General features: G+C 35.4%; 17 protein-coding genes. 8 read left to right on the top strand and 9 right to left on the bottom strand.

What is annotated here, in order from left to right; all coding sequences use genetic code 11:
* Positions 1 to 68: 68 nt before the first annotated feature.
* Positions 69 to 1,673, bottom strand: coding sequence for a methionine--tRNA ligase (gene metG / locus ACP6PM_RS09825; protein WP_426584104.1), 1,605 nt, complete (start codon positions 1,671 to 1,673; stop codon positions 69 to 71).
* A 1,329-nt stretch (positions 1,674 to 3,002) separates the two neighbouring features.
* Here metG and ACP6PM_RS09820 point away from each other — a divergent pair.
* Positions 3,003 to 3,830 (top strand): alpha/beta fold hydrolase, encoded by an 828-nt coding sequence (locus ACP6PM_RS09820; RefSeq protein WP_426584102.1) that lies wholly within the window; start codon positions 3,003 to 3,005, stop codon positions 3,828 to 3,830.
* Here the strand turns inward: ACP6PM_RS09820 and ACP6PM_RS09815 are convergent.
* The 3 genes from ACP6PM_RS09815 to ACP6PM_RS09805 all read right to left on the bottom strand — a co-directional run bounded on the left by ACP6PM_RS09815 (position 3,827) and on the right by ACP6PM_RS09805 (position 6,206).
* On the bottom strand, positions 3,827 to 4,276 hold the full coding sequence (locus ACP6PM_RS09815; protein WP_426584100.1) for a DUF2996 domain-containing protein: 450 nt from the start codon (positions 4,274 to 4,276) through the stop codon (positions 3,827 to 3,829). The two genes, ACP6PM_RS09820 and ACP6PM_RS09815, sit on opposite strands and share 4 nt — an antisense overlap.
* Before the next feature lie 14 nt (positions 4,277 to 4,290).
* Positions 4,291 to 5,181, bottom strand: coding sequence for a hypothetical protein (locus tag ACP6PM_RS09810; protein ID WP_426584098.1), 891 nt, complete (start codon positions 5,179 to 5,181; stop codon positions 4,291 to 4,293).
* Positions 5,182 to 5,696: 515 nt separating this feature from the next.
* Positions 5,697 to 6,206, bottom strand: coding sequence for a hypothetical protein (locus ACP6PM_RS09805; RefSeq protein WP_426584096.1), 510 nt, complete (start codon positions 6,204 to 6,206; stop codon positions 5,697 to 5,699).
* Positions 6,207 to 7,004: 798 nt separating this feature from the next.
* Between ACP6PM_RS09805 and ACP6PM_RS09800 the strand changes: the two genes are divergently transcribed.
* Positions 7,005 to 8,000, top strand: a complete 996-nt coding sequence (locus tag ACP6PM_RS09800) for an NAD(P)H-dependent glycerol-3-phosphate dehydrogenase (RefSeq protein ID WP_426584094.1) — start codon at positions 7,005 to 7,007, stop codon at positions 7,998 to 8,000.
* A 299-nt stretch (positions 8,001 to 8,299) separates the two neighbouring features.
* Here ACP6PM_RS09800 and ACP6PM_RS09795 read toward each other — a convergent pair whose 3' ends face one another.
* Together ACP6PM_RS09795 and ACP6PM_RS09790 are read right to left on the bottom strand one after the other, a co-directional pair.
* Complete coding sequence (locus ACP6PM_RS09795) at positions 8,300 to 8,848, bottom strand: hypothetical protein (protein ID WP_426584092.1); 549 nt, start codon at positions 8,846 to 8,848, stop codon at positions 8,300 to 8,302.
* Between the two features lie 282 nt (positions 8,849 to 9,130).
* Positions 9,131 to 10,495: a CHAT domain-containing protein gene (locus tag ACP6PM_RS09790; RefSeq protein ID WP_426584090.1), complete on the bottom strand. Its 1,365-nt coding sequence runs from the start codon at positions 10,493 to 10,495 to the stop codon at positions 9,131 to 9,133.
* Positions 10,496 to 11,964: 1,469 nt separating this feature from the next.
* Here ACP6PM_RS09790 and tatC point away from each other — a divergent pair.
* From tatC to ACP6PM_RS36830, 3 genes are all read left to right on the top strand, one after another.
* A complete protein-coding gene (tatC, locus tag ACP6PM_RS09785; RefSeq protein WP_426584088.1) occupies positions 11,965 to 12,843 on the top strand; it encodes a twin-arginine translocase subunit TatC in 879 nt (292 codons plus the stop codon).
* Between the two features lie 510 nt (positions 12,844 to 13,353).
* On the top strand, positions 13,354 to 14,196 hold the full coding sequence (locus ACP6PM_RS09780; RefSeq protein ID WP_472847517.1) for a TauD/TfdA dioxygenase family protein: 843 nt from the start codon (positions 13,354 to 13,356) through the stop codon (positions 14,194 to 14,196).
* Positions 14,197 to 14,199: 3 nt separating this feature from the next.
* Positions 14,200 to 14,394 carry a TauD/TfdA family dioxygenase gene (locus tag ACP6PM_RS36830; protein WP_472847516.1) on the top strand — a complete coding sequence of 65 codons (195 nt, stop codon included), beginning with the start codon at positions 14,200 to 14,202 and terminating at the stop codon, positions 14,392 to 14,394.
* 654 nt (positions 14,395 to 15,048) lie between these two features.
* Here the strand turns inward: ACP6PM_RS36830 and ACP6PM_RS09775 are convergent.
* Both ACP6PM_RS09775 and ACP6PM_RS09770 read right to left on the bottom strand, forming a co-directional pair.
* Positions 15,049 to 16,521 (bottom strand): mechanosensitive ion channel domain-containing protein, encoded by a 1,473-nt coding sequence (locus ACP6PM_RS09775; RefSeq protein ID WP_426584086.1) that lies wholly within the window; start codon positions 16,519 to 16,521, stop codon positions 15,049 to 15,051.
* A 9-nt stretch (positions 16,522 to 16,530) separates the two neighbouring features.
* A complete protein-coding gene (locus ACP6PM_RS09770) occupies positions 16,531 to 17,340 on the bottom strand; it encodes a cyclic nucleotide-binding domain-containing protein (protein WP_426584084.1) in 810 nt (269 codons plus the stop codon).
* A gap of 544 nt (positions 17,341 to 17,884) precedes the next feature.
* Between ACP6PM_RS09770 and ACP6PM_RS09765 the strand changes: the two genes are divergently transcribed.
* Positions 17,885 to 18,220 carry a tRNA-binding protein gene (locus tag ACP6PM_RS09765; protein ID WP_293094542.1) on the top strand — a complete coding sequence of 112 codons (336 nt, stop codon included), beginning with the start codon at positions 17,885 to 17,887 and terminating at the stop codon, positions 18,218 to 18,220.
* A 21-nt stretch (positions 18,221 to 18,241) separates the two neighbouring features.
* On the opposite strand, the gene ACP6PM_RS09760 is transcribed toward ACP6PM_RS09765, so the two are convergent.
* Complete coding sequence (locus tag ACP6PM_RS09760; protein ID WP_293094545.1) at positions 18,242 to 18,559, bottom strand: DUF3067 family protein; 318 nt, start codon at positions 18,557 to 18,559, stop codon at positions 18,242 to 18,244.
* A gap of 483 nt (positions 18,560 to 19,042) precedes the next feature.
* Here ACP6PM_RS09760 and petC point away from each other — a divergent pair, with 483 nt between their 5' ends.
* Complete coding sequence (petC, locus tag ACP6PM_RS09755) at positions 19,043 to 19,582, top strand: cytochrome b6-f complex iron-sulfur subunit (protein ID WP_293094548.1); 540 nt, start codon at positions 19,043 to 19,045, stop codon at positions 19,580 to 19,582.
* A 131-nt stretch (positions 19,583 to 19,713) separates the two neighbouring features.
* Positions 19,714 to 20,691, top strand: coding sequence for a cytochrome f (gene petA, locus ACP6PM_RS09750; RefSeq protein WP_426584081.1), 978 nt, complete (start codon positions 19,714 to 19,716; stop codon positions 20,689 to 20,691).
* Positions 20,692 to 21,277: the final 586 nt, after the last annotated feature.

The following is a 21,277-nucleotide window of genomic DNA, read 5'->3' as shown; positions in this document are numbered from 1 at the left end:
ATCAGAGATAATTTGTAAGAGAAAAAACAGGCTATGTAATTAAAAAAAACAAAAGTACAATTAGCTTTTTAAGCAACAGTTTCTGTCAGTTCTAGTCTTTGAAAAACAGGTTGAGGTTGCCCCAGAATTTGATTTCCTGGTAGATCGCCCCAACTTACTTGTTTGACAAAAGTTCCTGAACTATTAATTACTGATTTATCGTTAAAATCATTTGAGAAACCTAGTTGCTGATAGATAGCATTGCTAATATTTGGAATGATCGGCGATAAAAGATAGGCTGCTAATCTAACAGACTCCAAAACAGAATATAACACTTCTGCTACGGCTTCTAATTGACCCTGTTTATATAAACTCCACGGAGCAGTTTCGTCTATATATTTATTGCAGGTTCTAACTAAAACCAATACGGCTTCACAAACTTGACTAAAAGCTAAAGAGGCGTAAGCTTGAGTAACTTCTTCGCCCAAACTAATGCCTATTGTTTTGAGTGGGTGAGTAACTTCTATTTCCTCACCATTAATATTAGGAATTTGACCATTAAAGTATTTATGAGCCATTTTGAGGGTACGATTTAGTAAATTCCCCAAGTCGTTTGCTAAGTCAGCATTTAGGACATTGATAAACCGGGTTTCACTAAAATCACCATCAACTCCAAATTCGATTTCTTTGAGAAAATAATAACGAACTGCATCGGAGCCATACTTTTGGATTAATTCAAAAGGGTCTAAAGTATTACCCAGGGATTTACCCATCTTCTTGCCGTCTTTGGTCAAAAATCCATGTCCAAATACACGCTCAGGCAGAGGTAAATCTGCTGACATTAGCATTGCTGGCCAATAAACAGCATGGAAACGTAATATATCTTTCCCAATTAGATGCAGATTAATCGGCCACCATTTTGATAAAGCATTCTCTAGAGTGGGTTCACTATCAGGATCTAAAAGGGCTGTGACATAACCTAATAGAGCATCAAACCAAACATATATGGTATGATTAGGATCGACAGGTAGTTGAAAGCCCCAATCCACATTAACTCTAGAGATTGAAAAGTCTTGTAATCCTTGACTAACAAAGCTTAAGACTTCATTCCGACGGCTTTCAGGTTGAATAAATTCTGGCCTTTCTTGGTAGAAAGCTTGTAGTTGGTTTTGATATTTGGAGAGGCGAAAGAAGTAGTTTTCCTCATCGCGCCATTCTACTTTTTGGTTGGTATGAATGGCACAATGTTTATCTTCTATAAGTTCACGCTCTTCTTTAAACTCTTCACAAGATACGCAATACCATCCTTGTTGCTGACTTAAGTAGATGTCGCCTCGAGCCCAAACTCTTTGGAAAAATTCTTTGACAATTTGCTCATGGTTAGATGCAGTAGTACGACTAAAACGGTCATACTGAATATTTAGTTTTTGCCAAAGAGATTCAAATCCTGTAACTACTAAATCACAGTGTTCTTGGGGATATCTTCCTTTGTTCTGAGCTGTTCTTTGAATTTTCTGGCCATGCTCATCTGTACCAGTAATCATCAGCACTGATTTACCTTGTAGCCTTTGAAAACGAGCTACCGTATCGGCGGCAATAGTGGTATAAGCACTGCCTATATGTGGTAAATCGTTGACGTAGTAAAGGGGAGTTGTAATGGCAAAGGTATTTTTAGTTGTATATATGTTTTTCATGGAAAATCAGAATTAAATACTTTTGATTTGAACTGGTAATGGTAATAATCATAATGAGTCTAGTAGTATCGACCTAATTTGATTTACTACTTGGCTTAACTATTTGTTTGCTGACTTAAATTAACTTGATTATGATTTGCTAATTAAGCTAACAATATCCCCTACCCTAACAGTAATGCTGTTGTATTGTTCTTTGAGAATTTCTCAAAGAAATTTTAATTATTGGTATTTTGATGTTATTATTCTTACAGAATATATATTTATTCAGAGTCTATAATTGAATCTCTACTTGCAGGAAAAATGGGGAGCCAAGCACATAGGGTACAGTTAATTTCCCGTTTTTCTTAGCTACTATAATATTGTATTGGTAGTAGAGGTTTGATTAATCATGGAGACTCGATTCCTTCTTAAGAAGTTGTGCTAGTTGTCAGCAACTATCATAGTTTTATGGACTCTTTGTTACTCACAGCGTCAATTGTTCCATATTATTTGCCAGTCATCACTATATGACCCAACTACCTGTGTTATCAAACAGGATTGGGTCTAAAACCCCACCTTTTAAGGCGAAATGTTTTTGGAGGGTCGATCAAAATCCCAGTTACAAAAACAACTTATGACTTAGTTGTAGGGGTGTTTCCAAAATGAGCTGTACATATCGTAAAATTTACCCCTCCTAATTTTATTGGTGATTTTCAAAGAGGATTTGCTCATTTAGCTCTTCGAGCGCCATTATCAAATCTGGCAATATTAGGCAATATTACCAGTAGTTGATAGCTTTTCATAATGAGCAGTTAATCTCCTCGAGAATACCTTTGAAATTACTAAGTTTTTTTTACCTTTCAGAACCTTTGTTTAATCAAGCTAGATGGCATCCTGATAATAATAGTTGATCGACTCTCTCATATCATGTTTGGCCGTCCATTTTTCAATTAGAGCTTCCCACCGTGAGCAAGAGCAAGAGAAATAGGCTAAAAATTTAGTCAAAAATATAACTAATTATGTTAGCCAAGAAATTGCTAACTTACTGACAGAAGGCTGTGTTTAGTTCTTGAATATTGGTTGGTTTTTGGTTGATGCCTTATATTTTTATTCTAGAAACTAAAACAAAAAATTGCTCTTGCTCCTGTGCAAATTTAATAATTAAATAACTTGATTTGGTAATTATCATGTTAGGCAAGTCAAGATTAAGCAATTATTAAGTAATAATTAGGTTAATCACAAAACCATAAAAATCTCATCACAGTATAAGCGGAATGAGAAGTTGCTGAGATATCTCAACTATTAGTTATTAATTTATCAATCATTACTAATTTCTATCTGTATTCAATCATGCAAGTGGCAAGTAGTAAAATTAGTTTCTTAAGGCCAACTGCCTCCCAACCGGAATTACCTCTATTTATTTTCCTACCTGCAATGGATGGCACAGGTAAATTGCTAAGATCGCAACTTTCCAGATTATCAACTGCTTTTGATATTCGCTGTCTCAGCATCCCACAAAATGATTTATCGAGTTGGGATCGCTTATCAGAAAGAACAATAAACTTAATTACAATTGAACAAGAAGCAGTACCCAAAAGACCTATTTACTTATGTGGAGAATCATTTGGAGGATGTTTAGCACTAAAAATTGCCTTCAATGCTCCTGAATTATTGGACAAACTAATTTTAGTTAATTCAGCTACTTCATTCAGTCAACAACCGTTAGTCAAATATGGCTCATATCTGACCCAATACCTACCGACCTCTTTATATCAGTTATCTGTAACAGGAACTTTGCCCTTTTTAGCGGCTCTGGGTCGGATGCAACGAGATGAACGCCTGGCCTTGCTGAAGGCCATGCAGTCAGTTTCTCAACAAACTGCCATCTGGCGATTTGAGTTAATGCGCTCATTCCAAGTAAACAACAATCAACTAAAAAGTTTCAAAAAGCCTGTATTAGTTATTGCTAGTGCTGCGGATAGAATTTTTCCTTCAATATCACAAGCCAAGTTTTTAGTCAAGTATTTGCCCGAAGCTCAAATGGTTATTCTTCCCCATAGTGGCCATGCCTGCTTGTTAGAAGCAGACGTAGACCTTAACAAAATTATTCGAGGCCAATGGGGAAATAAATTGATGGTAGCAGAAACACACAGAGTATCTGCTACCTTAAATATTTAGTTTAAACTGAGCCACTTTTGAGCATTCAGACGTTGAATTACACCAAACACCAATAAGTTCAGAGTAATTTTACGCTCATCAATTAGAAAAGGTTCCAAGGTAGCAGGTTTAGCTCCATTATCTGCACAAGAGAAAGCTCTAGGGCCTTTAATATCTTTTTTGGGGAAATAGACATTGAATTGACGCTGGCCTTTTTTAAACTTACCAACAACTTGCCAACATTCTTCAGATGAACCAAAGCCAATCATAGGTAGTTTTTGCTTGACTAGGTTTAGATCGAGATCGTCAATACCTTGCTGAGTGAGAGCTTGTTGTAAAGCTGGCAAATAATCTTGCTGCAAAAACTCAGCAAAAGGCTTGTCTTCTACAGCGGGGGGCTTTTCTTTTTTGACCTTACCTCCAGCAGGCTTAGTTTCAGTTTTTTTAGCTTCTTGTTCTTCTGCCATAAATGCTTCCTTACTTAAATTTCTGCATAAGCTCGTTCTATTAAACGACGAGCGAGGGTTTGAACTCCTGTATGTTCATAATAATTGGTACTTACATCTAGGAATGCAGCTAAATAATCCAATTTATCATCGCTAAATTCTACGAAACTTTGCAAGCTATTGGCCACGTTTTCTGGTGTAATGCCCCGATCGCTGACAAAATCTCCCATCCAACCAGAAACAGAACCGAAGGCTTCCCCAATAAAGCCCAACTTACTATCTTTATCATCTCCTGGAATGGCATCTTCCATTTCCCTGAAGCCATCATTTTGTTCTAAGTCTGAGGGAGAAAGTCCTTCTATCCAGTCAGCGGCGGCACCTATAAAGTCTGGCCCTAAAGGAATTAAACCATCAAAACAAACTAAGGCGGCTAACCGCATCAAAGATTCTCCACTATAATCTCCTAGAGCGCCGACAAAATCACCAATACTATCTCCCGGAATGCCATTGATGGAACAGAAACCTAATAATTCTGCAACTACTTTTAGAGATAGATCGATAGTTTGGGCTTTTCCTGGTTTAGGAGTGAGGCTAGTTAACAAACCTCCGACCAGAGGTATTTTATCTCCAACCATATTAGCTAGGGTAGCTGCACCTAAAGCACGACCTGCTCCACTAACAGTTTGGTATAACCACAAAGCACGTTGATATCCTTGAGCTTTGTCATTGAAGAGAATTACAGCTCGATCGCCTATTTGCTGAATTAGGTCTTCGTCGTCTTCCCCTGTTACAGTACGGATAGTATTTTCAAATCCTACCAAGTTATCCCACTCTCCAGGAACAACAAAGTCTAGGGCGCGTAAAGCTTTAATTGTAATATTGTCAGAGGGCAGTTCATCTACTAATTCAAAGATTGGTTTGCTCATTTGAGGCTCCTTAATTTCAGTTATCAGTTATCAGTTATCAGTACCTCTGGCTGAAACCGGAGGCAAGAAAATCTGAAATTTCCTTTTTGATTCCCTAGAATTAGGGGAGGGTTAAGACCTAATTTCTTGGGCGTTGGTAATTGGTGGGATGATTTTCTACTAGGGGTGATACCAATCACTTACTCTAATTAAATATTTAGAGGTATTAAAAACAGATTACTCTTAAAGTTTCATCTCTTGATTTACCAACGCCATTTATTGGTTAAAGATTATAAATTTAATGGAGGAAGAGACTTTTTTTTAGTGTTGGGGCAGAATTTTTCTATTAGACATCTCCAACAATAAAAAATAAAATCAATTATTTCCCAATGGATAATTAATCAATTTGCTATAAAGCCTTCTATTTCAAGAGAAAAAAAGAAATTATGATTTCGTGATATTCAATTTCTTTAGGGTTTTTCTTGAGGTAATTATCCATTATCCATTATTAATTAATGAACCCTATTCCCTCTTTTCTATTTGAGACTAGATAGACCACTCAGATTAAATTTTTTTAGCCATGCTTCGCGATCGCTGGGTGTAAATGAGGGGTCTTTTGATTGAGCTTTTACCTGAAAACGATTATCTACTAATACAGCAGTAGTCGTTTTACCTTGTTCAACTGCTGGATATCCTCCGATTTTTTTGCTGCTATTTTGGAATTTGTTGGCAGCAGTAGGAGAAGCAGAGATATCATTGATAGACATGACTGCTACTTCTTTACCATCTTTTTTAAGACTTGCTTGAGCAAAGCCTTTTTTCTCTTGAGCATAGTTAAGTTTATAGTCGCCACTCGAGGATGGGAAGTATTTATTGAGACTGCCACCGGATACTTGTTTAGCTTGGGAGGGACGTTCTGTTTTGCTTTGTTGTTGGGCCTGGTCGAAACGACTGGGTTGTTTAGCTCCACCACAAGCAGATGTTAGTAGTAATAAGCTGATTAATATTGGGGCTAATATTTTGGGTAATCGATGACGGAATATCATTAGACGTCTCTCCTATAAATTTATATTTGAGCTTGTTGTTACAATTTTCTCTTAAAATTGCACAATTTGTGTGTATTTAATTTTTTTTGATGGCCTAGGAAACTCTATTAAGCAAACCGACTTGTAGAAAGAGGAAAATTTCACAGTGATGTTGACATCCTATGCTCTATTGTGAGTAAACCTTTTGTCTGCTTATACCATTTATCATCCATTAATGTTGCTTCGTGACAACTACTTTATACTTTAGGATTTTTCCTGAACTTTCTAACAGCTACAACCTACTACATAACATATTTTTTCAGGATATATAGCAAATTTTTGAGATTTGGTATTATCTGTTAACTATCGACTTTTGTAGATAATAAAATTCTCATTCCTTAGTCTTAGTTTAATGAAGTAGAATGATGTCAGAAAAAATCCCCTTTATAGCAAATTTAAAAAAGATATTTACTTGTGACACTTTCTGGAATGAAGTCAGGGAAATTCTTGAGCGGAATAAATTTGACATAAATTTAGTTCCGTCAAATTTTACCCTTAATTACATAGCAAAAAAATAAGGATTTATTGCAGAAATCGTTTTTTTTTTGCATAACTCCTAAAATTCATGTATTGGAAAAAATCAGGAAACTATTAGACCTCTATGATAATTAATCTTCAATCCTTGTAATTCCCAAGCTAAAACTTAATTTATGGAGATGTCTATTATACCTACTTACCTAATTCCAATATATTTTTTACCTGTAACAAAAATAGGGTTTTTATAGCTGAAAACTCATGAATATATTAAATAAATAAATTATGACAAATAAAATATCTCAAGGTGATAAAAGAAGAGAAGTTATTAGAACTCTAGAATCTGCTTATCCAATATCAAATGAAAAAGCAACTTTGGCAATTCTAGGCGCAGGTGCATGGGGTTTAGCTTTAGCAAAATTAGCTGGTCATAATCAACATGAAATATATTTGTGGTCTCGTAGCTTAAATGTAAGTTTAGAACAGGTACTTAAGGATGTTGATATAATAGTTTCAGCAATTTCTATGAAAGGAGTTAATGAAACTGCTGAAAAAATTCAAAAGATTGGTTTACCAAAAGAAGTAATTATTGTAACTGCTACAAAAGGATTAGATCCAGAAACAACTTGTACTCCTTCTCAGATTTGGGAAGCTAATTTTCCTGATAATCCTGTGGTGGTTTTATCCGGTCCTAATTTATCAAAAGAAATTAACGATCGATTACCTGCTGCAACGGTAGTTGCTAGTAAACATAAGGCAGCAGCAACGACGGTACAAAATATTTTTGCTTCTGGTTTATTTCGGGTTTATAGTAGTTCCGATCCAATAGGTACGGAGTTAGGTGGAACTTTAAAAAATATCATTGCTATTGCTAGTGGAGTCTGTGATGGTTTGGAACTTGGTACTAATGCTAAATCAGCTTTATTAACTCGTGCTTTGACAGAAATTATTCGTATTGGTACTCATTTAGGTGGAAAAACTGAAACCTTTTTTGGGTTATCTGGTTTAGGAGATATGTTGGCAACTTGTAGTAGTTCTTTGAGTAGAAATTATCGGGTTGGTTATGGTTTAGCTCAAGGTAAAAGTTTGGAGGAAATTTTAGAGGAATTACCTGGTACTGCTGAAGGTGTTAATACTACGAATGTTTTGATTAATATTGCTAATCGAGAGGAAATTACTCTACCTATTTCTACTCAAGTTTTTTTATTGTTAAATGGTAAGATTAGTCCCGAAGAAGCGGTGGGAGCTTTAATGGGAAGAGATTTAAAACCAGAGTTTTAATTTCACAAGATTGAGTTTTGCGACTTCTTCTCAACTAAAAGGCTAAAAATGTTGCGGATTAGTAATTTGTTTTTAATTTCAATTTTATGATTAAACAAATATTTGTGATAATTAGGACAGTAAAAGAGCAAAAATTTCTGACATCCTAATCCTCTGGTCTAGGAAAAATTAGTTTTTTTCCCTGATACTGAAATTTTTTCAGAACTCATCTAAAGCCGGAACATAGTAAAATTCAACCCCAAGAGTAAAAATTAGCAGGGCAGTAGCAGTAAGACAGGAAAAATTTGTGGTGGTTGAGGTTAGGCAACGTCTATAGTGCTGAGGTTACGCTCGGTGGCGATGTAGCTACCGCTAGGCTCCGCCAACGCTTCAACTGATTCAGTAGGTGGTTCCGACGGCTCCCAATCTGGGAAGATTTTACGGATAATTTGAACATGAGGCTCGACCTCAATCCAAAGCCTTGCTCCACCAGCCTGACTACGATTTGGCTTGTGAGGTCGGTAGACGATTTTGCAAGGCCCTACTATTTCAGCTTCATGGCATCTATCATTACGATCGCCTTGCTTAACAGAAATAGCTGGATCGCTGGTACCGTGGTCTCGGTTAGCGTCAATTACTTTTCGTACAATGTGAATGAAGGTATTGCCTGTACGCTTTCCTTTGTTCCAATTGCCTTCTGGACCCCGAAGACCAGGGGTAATTTCTGGCATTCCCCGACTATTGAGAGGAATTGTCCAAAATCTGCCTTTTTTTTCAGCTCCACGAACCCGGCCTTGTTTTAACAGGAGTCTGAGTCTAGCGGTAGAAATATTCAAGAGAAATGCTGCTTCTGTTGTTCCTATTGACATTGGCCTAAACTATTTCGGAATAATTTTTGATGATAACAGATTAGAAAGTAGTATAAAAAATTATCAAATTACAGGCTTGGGAGTAATAGTATGGGTAAGTGGGAGGCAAAAGTGGCCACAGTAGAAAATCATAACTAATTTTAACCCGATCTATATAGTGTAGTTGAGAAAAAACTTATTTATTGAAACAAAATCAACTAAAAAGTCTCCTAATGATCGGCGATGCTTAAGACAAAATTTTTCAGTCAAATCCTAATTGTGCAACGCTAAAAATTTTAGATATTACCAAGGATTACCGATAATAGTAAAAGCTGCCCAATAATAGGGATGAGATAAATTTTCATCTTTATATTCTGCTAATTCTTGTGGCAATTTTACTCGAGTATTAGAACCATATAACTTACCTTTTTTTAAACTTACTTTCCCTTCTAACATAGCTATTTGTGTTTGTCGAAGTGCTTCAGCTTTCAGTAGAATTTTTTGAAAATTTTGATAAAACTCATTCATTAAAGCCAAAGTTCCCACATCACTAACATACCAAAGACTTGCCAGGGCAGATTTAACTCCAGCTTGCACGGCTAACCCGGCAAAACCTAATTCCGCTTGTCGATCTCCCACCGCAGTTTTACAAGCACTTAAAACTAATAGCTCTACTTTTGGTTGATGCCATTTCAAATGTCTTATATCATCTAGTTCCAGTTTTTCTTTCTGCCAAAATTGAATATAAGAATTACTTGGTTTTCCTGACCTAAATTCAGCATGAGTAGCTAAATGAATAATTCCAAATTTCTGTTTTTGTCGTTGCTGCTGTAAATTTTCAATTGTAAAATCCTGGTTAATAAATGCCTCACCTTGCCACAATTTTTGTGTTATTTGTTTTAACTCTATTGGTACGGCAGGTAGAGATTGATGATCGATAAATTCTGATGCTCCCATTGCTAATACTTGCATATTTTTTCTCTGATTATACTCAGTTTCAATCATATTAAAAGCAGGAATCATAGCAATACTATACTTTTCTATAAGAAATTTTTCTCCATCATGTAATGCAGATAATGCTAAACTGCGTAAACCAGGTCCTAAACAAAAAAGAATAGTATCTACTTTTTGCTTTTCTAATTCTGACTCAATGGGAGCGACTATCCACCGATAAAGTTTTTGAGCTGGTTTTAGATATGATTCTGTGTGACGCATTCTCGAGTCTGTTATTTCCCCAGCCAATATTTTGGCTGTATTTAATACAGCGTTTTGTTCCCCATCAGGAATAGTATATATAACGGGTATTTGATTGGGAGTAATTAAGATTAGTTGTATTTGTTTTTTGCGAGGCCATACCCAGACAACTGCAGGGTTTTTCTCAGTTTGAGATTGCCATAGATAAAGTTGTTTAGCAATAGTTTCAGCATTCACAGTAAAACTTGAGAGATTTGCACCAAAGTAATTTTCATAGGCTTTTTCCCAAGTTTGCTCGATTCTATTGACAATTTCTTTGACCGCCTGATTTTCTAATAATTTATCCCACTCTGATTCTTGAATAGCAAATGCTAATTGATTTGGTAGGATAATATTTAAGGTAATGGTACTTAGGCAGACTAATATAAATAGGAAGGATAAAATTATATTTTTCTTCCATCTATTTTTAGACATAATTTAACTTCCTATTTTTTTCCAACTCTATAAATTATGATTCAGTCTGAAATTTATGGATAGCTTTAATATAGAACTTATTTGGGATCTATTTAAAAATAGAAGGGGATTTGGGTGATAGGGAGATGGGATGTATTGAAGTATTTTTTAATTATTGCTTCAATCTACTCCCAACTCGCTGCCTCTAAAACTTTTACCGAAACAATTAAACAATTAAACAATTAAATAATTAAATAATTAGATAATTCAGGTTTAAAGCCTCCCCAATAAGGGGGAAAAAGCGGTCGGAAAGCAGAGCAGTCCGTTAGGATGGGATGCCGAGGTCTCCTCGCTTGCCTCCAATCGACCAAGAGAGCGGTCGGAAAGCGGAGCATTCCGTCAGGATGGGATGCCGAGGTCTCCTCGCTTGCCTCCAATCTACCCTTGAGAAATAAATTTTTTCCTTTTAGTCAATCCTCTCTCTTTTAGGGAGAGGTAATTATCCATTATCCATTAATGAACCGGACAAATATACCAAAAAGAGAGTGAGAAGAGACTGATATTCATAATGCTTGAGTATGGGAATATTTTTTCACCTTTTTCTCTTATTCCTTTTATGGAAATCCTGACAGAGTGCCTCAAAATTTTAATCAAGGTCAAATTAAAAATAGAGAGGGATTTGTAGGATAGGGAGATGGGGTGTATTGAAGTATTTTTTAATTATTGCTTCAATCCACTCCCAACTTGGTGTCTCTCAAATTTTTACGCGGATAAATATACCAAAAAGAGAGTGAGAAGAGACTGATATTCATAATGTTTGAGTATGGGAATATTTTTTCACCTTTTTCTCTTATTCCTTTTATGGAAATCCTGACAGAGTGCCTCAAAATTTTAATCAAGGTCAAAATGCGCTTAGGGGTTCTATAATAATTTTACTGTTGTGTCAGAAGTTAGCTTTTGTGTTTTCCTTATCTTTAGAATTGAGTATTCAAAAAAATACAGAAATTAAAAAGCAAAGTTTCAATAAGTTATAGCAATTACCATATCGGTGATATACAAAATTTGTTTTTTAGGGAATAGGGAGTAGTAATTTGGGAAACAGTTTGGTAAATAAGGAATGTAAAAGAAGAAAAACAACTACATCTCAGTAACTTGAGAAATGCTATAAAATTCAGTATATGTAAATTATGTAAGTAATAAAATTATTATTCGGAGAGCTTTCTTTCAAGTTTGATTTATTTATCTAATTTAGAGAAAAAACAAAGTATAAGAAGGTTCATTTGCTTAATAATCTCTGTACAATGGTCTAGACTATGGGAAATAAGAACTTTTATGTATAATTAATATAAAAAATCAAATAAATATGACCAAAAAATAAGGTCTCAAGCGCCCCCTTTTAAGGGAATGAAAAAAATATTCGATTCAGTATTTCAAGGCTATGGTTTCAGCCAGAGGTACTGATAACTGATAACTGATAACTGATAACTAAAATGACAACTCCAGAAATTAATACTCCTCCAGAGGATTCAAATAACAATAATTTAGCACCTATAAGTTTAAAAGAGCCAGAAATTAGGTCTGATAATGATGGTAAAGTGGGCGATATTGCTTCGCAATCCTTAGGCGATCGCCAAAATTCAGAAGAAAATGATTATCTTGACCAAGTTCCCGATGAAGTTGAGATGTCTATTTTTGACCATCTCGAAGAGTTACGAATGCGGATATTTTATTCTTTAATAGCAGCAGTAGTAGGTATCATAGGTTGCTTCATTGCAGTTAAACCCATTGTCAAATTCCTAGAAATTCCTGCCCAGGGAGTAAAATTTCTCCAACTTGCTCCAGGAGAATACTTTTTTGTCACTATTAAAGTAGCTGCTTATAGTGGTATTCTATTAGCAAGTCCGTTCATACTTTATCAAATAGTTAAGTTTGTCTTGCCTGGTTTAACTATTAGAGAAAGACGATTTCTCGGACCAATTTTTTTAGGTTCTACAGTCTTATTTGGATTGGGATTAGTATTTGCTTATTTTGCAATTGTACCAGCAGCTTTGAAATTTTTTATTGGTTACGGTGAGGCAGTAGTAGAGCAAGCATGGTCAATTGAAAGATACTTTGAATTTGTATTGTTATTAATGTTTAGTACCGCATTGGCATTTCAAGTTCCGATTCTACAATTATTGTTAGGTCTTGTGGGAATAGTTACTTCTCAACAAATGCTCTCTGGTTGGCGGTATGTATTGTTAGGGTCTGCCGTTTTAGGAGCTGTTTTAACCCCTTCAACTGACCCTTTGACTCAAAGTTTATTAGGTGGAGCGGTAGTTGTTCTTTATCTTGGAGGTAGTTTGGTTGTTAAGTTAATTGGCAAATAAAAAATACTGGCTTGAGTGAACTATTAGTAATTGTCGCACTAGCAGTAAAAGTTAATAATTTTGACTCTGGGATTTCTACAATAATTCTTAGATATTGTGGGAATAGTTACTTCTCAACAAATGCTCTCTAGTGTTAGGGTCTGGATTTTTAGGAGCTGTTTTAACCTTTTCAACTCACCCTTTGACTCAAAGTTTATTAGGTGGAGCGGTAGTTGTTCTTTATCTTGGAGGTAGTTTGGTTGTTAAGTTAATTGGCAAATAAAAAATACTGGCTTGAGTGAACTATTAGTAATTGTCGCACTAGCAGTAAAAGTTAATAATTTTGACTCTGGGATTTCTACAATAATTCTTAGATATTGTGGGAATAGTTACTTCTCAACAAATGCTCTCTAGTGTTAGGGTCTGGATTTTTAGGAGCTGTTTTAACCTTTTCAACTCACCCTTTGACTCAAAGTTTATTAGGTGAAGCAGTAGTTGTTCTTGACTTAGGTCGTAGTTTTGCCATAAAGTATATTAGGCTATAAAGAATATTTAGTCTATTTATCAGTAGTTCAGTTATTAGTCAAAAATATTAGAAAAATATCTATAAAACTACAAAATCCTAATCAAACATTACCCTCATTTAAGCCTTTACACAATCAATTTGGAAAAGAGCTATCTTTCGGAGCAGAAGTAGTTGGAATTGACCTGTCAAAATCTCTATCATCTCAACAGTGGGAAACCCTAATGGCAGGATTTGAAAAACATTCATTACTGTTGTTTAAAAATCAGGAGTTAACTCCAGAGATGGAACTTGATTTTCTTACCAGGTTTCCCCATGATATTCAGGCAGTTAAGGAAGGAAGAAATATTGCCCCATTCTATAAAAAATTGCCTGGTTATCCTCCCTTACTTTCTCTTCATGGATACGGTTCATTTACTCACTATGGACACGAATTTACACTTCCTGCTGGTGAGGTCTTTAAATATTCTCATGTTTGGCATACTGACTTTAATAGTATATCCGATACCTCACCAGTAGTGAGTGCTATGTATGCAGTAGTTGTACCCACAAAAGGAGGTGAAACACTTTTTTGTAGTTCTATAAAAGCTTATGAACTTCTAACACCAGAACTGCAAAAACAAGCTGTAGAAATGAAAGTTTGTTATTGCCCTACCATGAACTTTAAAGTTGAACCTCAAGGTCGGCGTCGAATAGATGATATTGAAGCTTCTATGAAAAATTTTAATCCTCCTGGAGTTGGTAGAATACAGCCATTAGTAATCCAAACAAAAAAAGGCAAGAATGCTTTGTTTTTAAGTGTACATTCTGCTGGAAAAATTGAAGGAATGGAAGCCGAACCAAGTCAGTAATTAATAGAGAAGTTTTTAACTCCTGGTACTCAACCAGAACATATTTTTTCTCTCAAATGGGAAGTGGGAGATTTTGCTATCTGGAATAACCGAGAAATACTTCATAGTGGAACACCTTGGCATCTCTACGAAAATGAGCAAAGGTTGATGCACATCTTTTTTCTTGATAGTACAGAAAAAGTTACTCCAGCTTCTTAACTCTACTGAAATAATAGTTTGCTGAAAAAGTATTTTGGTTAGGGTAGGAGTCAGGATAAATATTGAGTCTTTTAACTATTAGGAATGAAAATTTAGCACTTTTTTCGTCTTTTTTAGGCGAAAAAATTTACAGCAGATTCCAAGTATATAAAGTACGGGTATTAACAATTAAATTTTGGTAGTGGGGACATCTTGCCCGCGATGACTTTACCTCACCAAGTTGGAATCCGCTGTATCTGTAATACCATTTCTCGAAAAGAATGCTATACCCGATCAGGTGGGGAAGTGTAGTCCGTGTGGTCTGTGTGGGGAGATAGGGACGTTGCATAAGGGCGTCCGTACAACATAAGAATAATAAACATTAACTGGGCTAATAAAGAGCAAAAAAGTGATTTGCCCTGTGTTAATTACTTAATAACTTAAGTGCAACCTAAGTATAGCAATGCTTTTGGGAATTGGTATAAATAGTTTTATAGTTAATCAGTAAGCCCTAAAATAGTGGTAAAAATAAACTGGTTATTTTGCAAGGGTATTTAGAGAATATTCTGACAAAAAAATAATGTCTCAAGCCTCCCTTTTAAGGGCATGAAAAAAATGAACTTTTGTATTTCAAGCCTCTAGCTTCAACGGTCGGTACTGATAACTGATAACAATTTATATCCCAAATAAAGTATAAATTCGGTTCCTAATCCAAACCAGAGCTGTTTTTTGGGAGCTTGTTTGGTCATGCAATAGTCCTAAGTTTTTTAAAGTCTCTAAACGTTGGGATAATTCTTCAGAAATTTTGTCTGCTAGTCTTTGATGTTTTGCCAAAAGATTTTGTAGATTTTCTTGGTCTACTACAAATAATATTGTATCTTCTAAAGCACGAAGACTAGCTGTACGAGTAATTCCTAAAAGTGGTGACATTTCTCCAATAAATTCTCCTGCGTATCTAGTTGTAATATATTTATTTGCCTTTTCTGAAAATACTTCCACCGAACCAGAAAGTATAATATAAAATGAGTCTCCTGGTTCTGCCTCTCTACAGATTATTTCACTTCTAGGAATAATTTTTCTATATCCATTTTCAATGACATCTCGTAGTTCGATACTATTACAATTCCTGAAATAACTAATCTGTCGTAATAAATCTCGTAAATTCGATTCTGAGACTTTGTATTTAGTCTTTGGTTGATTTTTAAATAGGGTATTTGAGTGGTTCCTTTGATTTTGTCCAACGGTTGTCAACTCTGCTTTTTGATGCTTTTGAATTAAATCGTTTATATTACGAATATGTAAATCTCTTTGAGGAAAAGGAACTTCAATATTCCGGGAACGTAATTCTGAGTCAATCAGAAAATTTAAAGAACTTTTGATTGGGTCTGTGAGAGGAGGATATTTAATCCAAACTAATAGTTCAAAATTTAAGGCACTATCTCCCAACCCTTTAAACCAAACTTTTGGCGAAGGATTTGATAAGACTTTTTTTTCCTTTCTAGCTGCATCTAAAAGTGCTTCTGTTACTAAAGTTGTATCGCTACCATAAGCAACTCCAATAGGAATATGTAGACGACATTTTGGGTCTTTGTGACTCCAATTAATAATATCTTTTTCTACCAGACAATTATTGGGAACAATGACAAAAATACCATCAAGAGTGCGGATTACAGTTGACCGGATTAAAGTTTTTTCTACTATTCCTGATAAGTCATCAACTTCGATAAAATCTCCTACTTTAATTGGTTGGGCAATCAGAATTGTTAAACCACTAATAAAGTTACTAACAATATTTTTCAGTCCGATACCTATACCAATACTTAAAGCACCAGCAATCAAAGTAATTGAGGTTAGGTCAATGCCTGTGTTATGTAAAACTATTAAAACCCCAACTATTGTAATTATATAATTAATAATAGTGGCGATCGCTTCTCTTGTACCTTTTTTTACTCCTAGACTAACTAATATCCATTCATTCATCCACTTTTTTATTGTGCGGGAGAAGAATATTACTACAATGATTGAGAAAATAATTTCAGTAATATTCTTGATAGAGAATGATTTATTTCCTAATTCAAATATCTCTGTTTGAAAGATTTGAATTAAAAAATTAAATATATTTGCTATTTCTATAAATATTCGATTCATAGGTTTCAGCTAATCCTTTTCTAGGTAAGACAAAATAGCTTTTGCTGTTGATAGGTTTGTTGCTAAAGGTACTTGATAAACGTCACACAAAATTAAAAATGCTTCTATATTCAGTTGGTTTTTCACTGCTAATATGGGTGTTCTTAAATAGATAACTGCTGATACATTTCCTGACATAATCAGCGAACCAACTGCTGTTTCTGTTCCAATCAACCTTTGATAATCTAGATATTTGCCTATGTTGATGTTGATATTAATTTCTGTCGATAAGATATGGGCTAATTTCGGGGTAATTGCTATTGGATGACTTTGCCAAAAATCTTGATATTTAACAATAAAATCTATAACCGGATAGTATTCATTTTCGTTGGCAATTATAACTATATAATTATTTTTATTTTTGGTTTGACTTTCTTGCAATTTTTGCCAAGTTGATTTTGTCAAAACACTGATTAATTTAATCGCAATTTTCGGATGAGTATTCTTAATTTTCTCAATATCATCAAAGCTAATTACAGCTACTTCCCCATTACTAGCAGCAACTACATTAGCACTTCTTGATTGTGACTGAATTAATGCTATTTCTCCTAATAATTCTCCTTCAGTTCGAGTTACTAATACTTCTGAATTTTCGACAATATTGACTTCCCCTTGGAGAATAATTCCTAGATAAGTACCTATTTCTCCTTTTTTCATTAGCACTTGTCCTGCTAAGAATTGGTGGCGAGATATATAATTACTGAATGCTTGAATTTCCTCTGTGTAAAATTCACGAAAGACTTTGAGTTTTAGTAAAGCATTTACTATCTCGTTCATCATCTCTATCCTTTTTTTATTGCAAATATTTATATCATATCTGGTTTAATAGCGATCATAAACGGCAATAGGTAACAGGCAATAGGAGGGATAAAGAAAGTCATTTCAGTTATCAGTTAATAGTTATCAGTACCTCCTGTAATAGGGAGGCTTGAAATACGGAATATTCTTTTTTTTATCCCCTTAAAAGAGGAGGCTTGAGACCCAAATTTTTCCGTCAAGCAGAATGGGGAGGGCAAAGTTTTTTGTTTCGCTTTCGCTTTTCGGCTGTCGCCGACATGAAATGCTTCGCGACATTAAACGCGACATGCAACGCATAAGTAGAACGGAGTTCTATCACTAATTATCCGGACACAATATTTAGATATAAATAAATAGTCTGCTTTGAGCTAATTATGAAACTCTTTTTGCAACTATCAAATTTTTGTCTAATCTGAATAAATAGCTTCAACTATTCCTTATTTATCATTTAGAGATATAGGCAATTCAAGACTGAAAATACTTAACTAATTTATACTATTCAATATTGCTCAGGGAAGATTAAAAAATGAGTCAAATCACTTATAATAATTTTCAAGATATAGAAATAAGAGTGGGAAAAATTATCACCGTAGAAGAATTTCCTCAAGCTAGAAAACCAGCTTATAAACTTTGGATAGATTTTGGTGAATTGGGGATGAAAAAATCTAGCGCTGGATTAACAAAACTGTATATTCCCCAAGATTTAGTGGGCAAACTAATTTTAGCAGTTACAAATCTACCTCCACGTCAAGTAGCTAACTTTATGTCCGAAGTTTTGGTTCTAGGAGTAGTAATGGAGCATGGAGAAGTTGCTCTAGTACAACCAGATCGAGATGTACCAATAGGCTTAAGAATTTTATAGCGTCTTGATTTTCCTGCTACATCAAAATTCTTCTACCATCCATTCTGATGCTCTCTCACCTAAATCTAAAGGAATACTAACTGCCTTACCTAACCGTGGTCTTTCCTTTGTATTTTCAATATAATTCTTGACAGTTTCTACACCACCAAAACCGTTTATATAGGTGGCTATGGCCTCTAAGTGGGCAAAATATTCTGCTTCTGTCATGGGGAAAGATACCTGTTCAAGATACTTCCACATCACCTGCACAAATATTTTGCCCTTTGTCCGTCGTAGTTGAATATCATAAGACTTACCCCACTTTGCCAATAATAATTGGTGTAATTCCTCGCCTGTCATTTCAGTTATCAATTATCAGTTATCAGTTATCAATTGTCAGTTAGGCTTCTAGGTCAGAACTTTCCTAGGTCATGCTACCCAAACATTAACATTACCTTCTATTGAATTAGGAAGCTTAAAAATCCTAAATTTCCTTTTTATCCCCTTGAAAGGGGAAGCTTGTTAGATGGTTTCTTGATCATATCCACACCTAAAATTTTCTATTAAGTTTAGTTTATATAACAGCTTAATTGTGATAAAATGTCTAATTTTTTTATTAGACACTCAATAATCTATATGGTACTTGCCTGTAGAATATTTACATTTCTTAATAATAAGAGTAAATGTTAAAACAATGTAATAATAATCAGGAAACGGCCTTAAGGCAGAATTGTTCTATCTAAATAGAAGATTGTCAATTTGTCCGTAGTCGCAGGCTAACAGCAATTATATTTTTGTCTGCACATAATTAACGTAAATTAACAAAGAACACCCAACGTATTCATGGCTCAAGCAGAAGGAACACCAGATGTACCCGATATGGGGCGTCGCCAATTTATGAATCTTCTCACTTTTGGGACTGTAACAGGGGTAGCCCTTGGAGCCCTGTATCCAGTCGTTAACTACTTTATTCCTCCATCTAGTGGTGGAACTGGTGGTGGAATAACAGCTAAAGATGCCCTTGGTAACGATATTATAGTCAGTGACTTTTTAGCTAGTCACAATCCTGGAGAACGAACTTTAGCTCAAGGTTTTAAAGGAGACCCTACTTATGTAGTGATCGAGGGAGACCAAACCTTAGCTGAGTATGGGTTAAATGCAGTATGTACTCATCTAGGGTGTGTAGTACCTTGGAACGGTAGTGAGAATAAATTTATCTGTCCCTGTCATGGCTCTCAGTATGACAGTACAGGCAAAGTAGTCAGAGGGCCAGCACCTCTATCTCTAGCATTAGTTCATGCAAATGTTAGTGATGATAAACTGGTATTCACTCAATGGGAAGAAACAGATTTCCGTACCGGGGAAGATCCTTGGTGGGCTTAAGAAATTTTTGATTGGTAAACAATCAGTCATTGAAGCAGACACTTGCTATCCGTTATACCTCTGATGGTTAATGGTGGTATAACGTTAAATTTGTAGAAGTTTTTGATTTTTGAGAGAAGACATAACAAGTAATGTCAAATATAAATTTATCAGCCTTATGGGGTACTTTTGTTAAGCAGATCGCCAAGACAATGTTAGTAGCGATCGCTTCCATATCACTATTTCTCACAAGTTCCCCGGCAGCAAATGCCTATCCATTCTGGGCACAAGAAACTGCTCCAGCAACTCCCAGAGAAGCTACAGGCAGACTTGCTTGTGCTAACTGTCATATTGGAGCAAAACCTACCGAAGTAGAAGTACCTCAGTCTGTACTACCAGATACAGTATTTAAAGCCATTGTCAAAATTCCTTACGACACAAGTGTTGAACAAGTATTAGGAGATGGTAGTAAAGGTGGCTTAAATGTAGGTGCTGTATTGATGTTACCTGATGGCTTCAAAGTAGCACCGGAAGATAGAATACCTGAAGAGTGGCGAGAAGAAGTTGCTGACCTTTACTTCATGCCTTACTCTGAAAACCAAGAAAATATTCTTCTATTCGGACCAATGCCTGGGGATGAATACCAAGAGGTTGTATTCCCTCTATTATCTCCAGATCCAGCAACAGATAAATCTATCCACTTTGGTAAATATGCTGTTCATGCTGGAGGCAACCGAGGTCGTGGTCAGGTTTATCCTGCTGGTAATAAGAGTAATAATACTGTTTACAATGCCGCTGCTACTGGTAAGATTACTGACATTACTTTTGAAGAATATGTTGGCAATCAAATCACTATCGAAACTGCTGATGGTCAGACTATGGTAGATATAGTTCCTCCAGGTCCTGAACTTTTGGTTGGTGTAGGAGATACTGTTGAAGCAGGTCAAGTTATTACTAATGACCCCAATGTTGGTGGCTTTGGTCAAGCAGACGCTGAAATTGTACTGCAAGATGCAAATCGAGTTAAATGGTTGATGGCATTTTTTGCCTTGGTTATGTTAGCTCAAATTATGTTGGTTTTGAAGAAGAAACAAGTGGAGAAAGTTCAAGCTGCAGAATTGAATTTCTAGGTTGGCTGAATTTTTCGGTTAAAAATTGACTTATGAGGAGTAAAGCGTCAGGAGTGGAGGTTTAACTTCATTTCTAAAGCTTTGCTCCTTATGATATTTATAGAAGCCATTTGGTATTTTTGCCCGGGATTAAATTTTTTAGTTACGAGTCTCCGTGGAATAGAGGCAATACAGGAAAAAGATTGAAAAATACTCCCCTAATCTCCTACTGCCTTACTTTTAAGATTAGAATCAGAAGATTCATTGTATTTTCGTCATTGCGACCGACAGGGAAGCCATCTCAAACCCTAGTTTTTCCTACCTCATGCGTAAGTCCTGGTTCGGTTATATCGCCATGTTAGCTAGCACTAAATTTTGCATTGTGTGAAGCTCGTAAAAATAATTGGCGAGCTTGAAGGTTTTGCCATTGCATTTCCCAAAAAATGATGATACTGTTTAACTATATAGCTTTCTTTACCTATACATATGACTTTTTATTCAACTAACAAGTATTGTCTCTCAGTGATAGAACTCCGTTCCGCTTCGCGAACGCGAATGTTGTAGAAAGGAAAGGTAAAAACTTAAACGAGAGGTGGATATTTCTCCA

It is taken from the genome of Dapis brunnea BLCC-M229 (assembly GCF_050015995.1).
GTDB lineage: Bacteria > Cyanobacteriota > Cyanobacteriia > Cyanobacteriales > Microcoleaceae > Trichodesmium.
This window is presented reverse-complemented; position numbering and strand designations above follow the sequence as displayed.

Coding starts and splice junctions, on each gene's coding strand:
- metG (WP_426584104.1), bottom strand. CDS start 1,673: ATGAAAAACATATATACAACTAAAAATACCTTTGCCATTACAACTCCC.
- ACP6PM_RS09820 (WP_426584102.1), top strand. CDS start 3,003: ATGCAAGTGGCAAGTAGTAAAATTAGTTTCTTAAGGCCAACTGCCTCC.
- ACP6PM_RS09815 (WP_426584100.1), bottom strand. CDS start 4,276: ATGGCAGAAGAACAAGAAGCTAAAAAAACTGAAACTAAGCCTGCTGGA.
- ACP6PM_RS09810 (WP_426584098.1), bottom strand. CDS start 5,181: ATGAGCAAACCAATCTTTGAATTAGTAGATGAACTGCCCTCTGACAAT.
- ACP6PM_RS09805 (WP_426584096.1), bottom strand. CDS start 6,206: ATGATATTCCGTCATCGATTACCCAAAATATTAGCCCCAATATTAATC.
- ACP6PM_RS09800 (WP_426584094.1), top strand. CDS start 7,005: ATGACAAATAAAATATCTCAAGGTGATAAAAGAAGAGAAGTTATTAGA.
- ACP6PM_RS09795 (WP_426584092.1), bottom strand. CDS start 8,848: ATGTCAATAGGAACAACAGAAGCAGCATTTCTCTTGAATATTTCTACC.
- ACP6PM_RS09790 (WP_426584090.1), bottom strand. CDS start 10,495: ATGTCTAAAAATAGATGGAAGAAAAATATAATTTTATCCTTCCTATTT.
- tatC (WP_426584088.1), top strand. CDS start 11,965: ATGACAACTCCAGAAATTAATACTCCTCCAGAGGATTCAAATAACAAT.
- ACP6PM_RS09775 (WP_426584086.1), bottom strand. CDS start 16,521: ATGAATCGAATATTTATAGAAATAGCAAATATATTTAATTTTTTAATT.
- ACP6PM_RS09770 (WP_426584084.1), bottom strand. CDS start 17,340: ATGATGAACGAGATAGTAAATGCTTTACTAAAACTCAAAGTCTTTCGT.
- ACP6PM_RS09765 (WP_293094542.1), top strand. CDS start 17,885: ATGAGTCAAATCACTTATAATAATTTTCAAGATATAGAAATAAGAGTG.
- ACP6PM_RS09760 (WP_293094545.1), bottom strand. CDS start 18,559: ATGACAGGCGAGGAATTACACCAATTATTATTGGCAAAGTGGGGTAAG.
- petC (WP_293094548.1), top strand. CDS start 19,043: ATGGCTCAAGCAGAAGGAACACCAGATGTACCCGATATGGGGCGTCGC.
- petA (WP_426584081.1), top strand. CDS start 19,714: ATGTCAAATATAAATTTATCAGCCTTATGGGGTACTTTTGTTAAGCAG.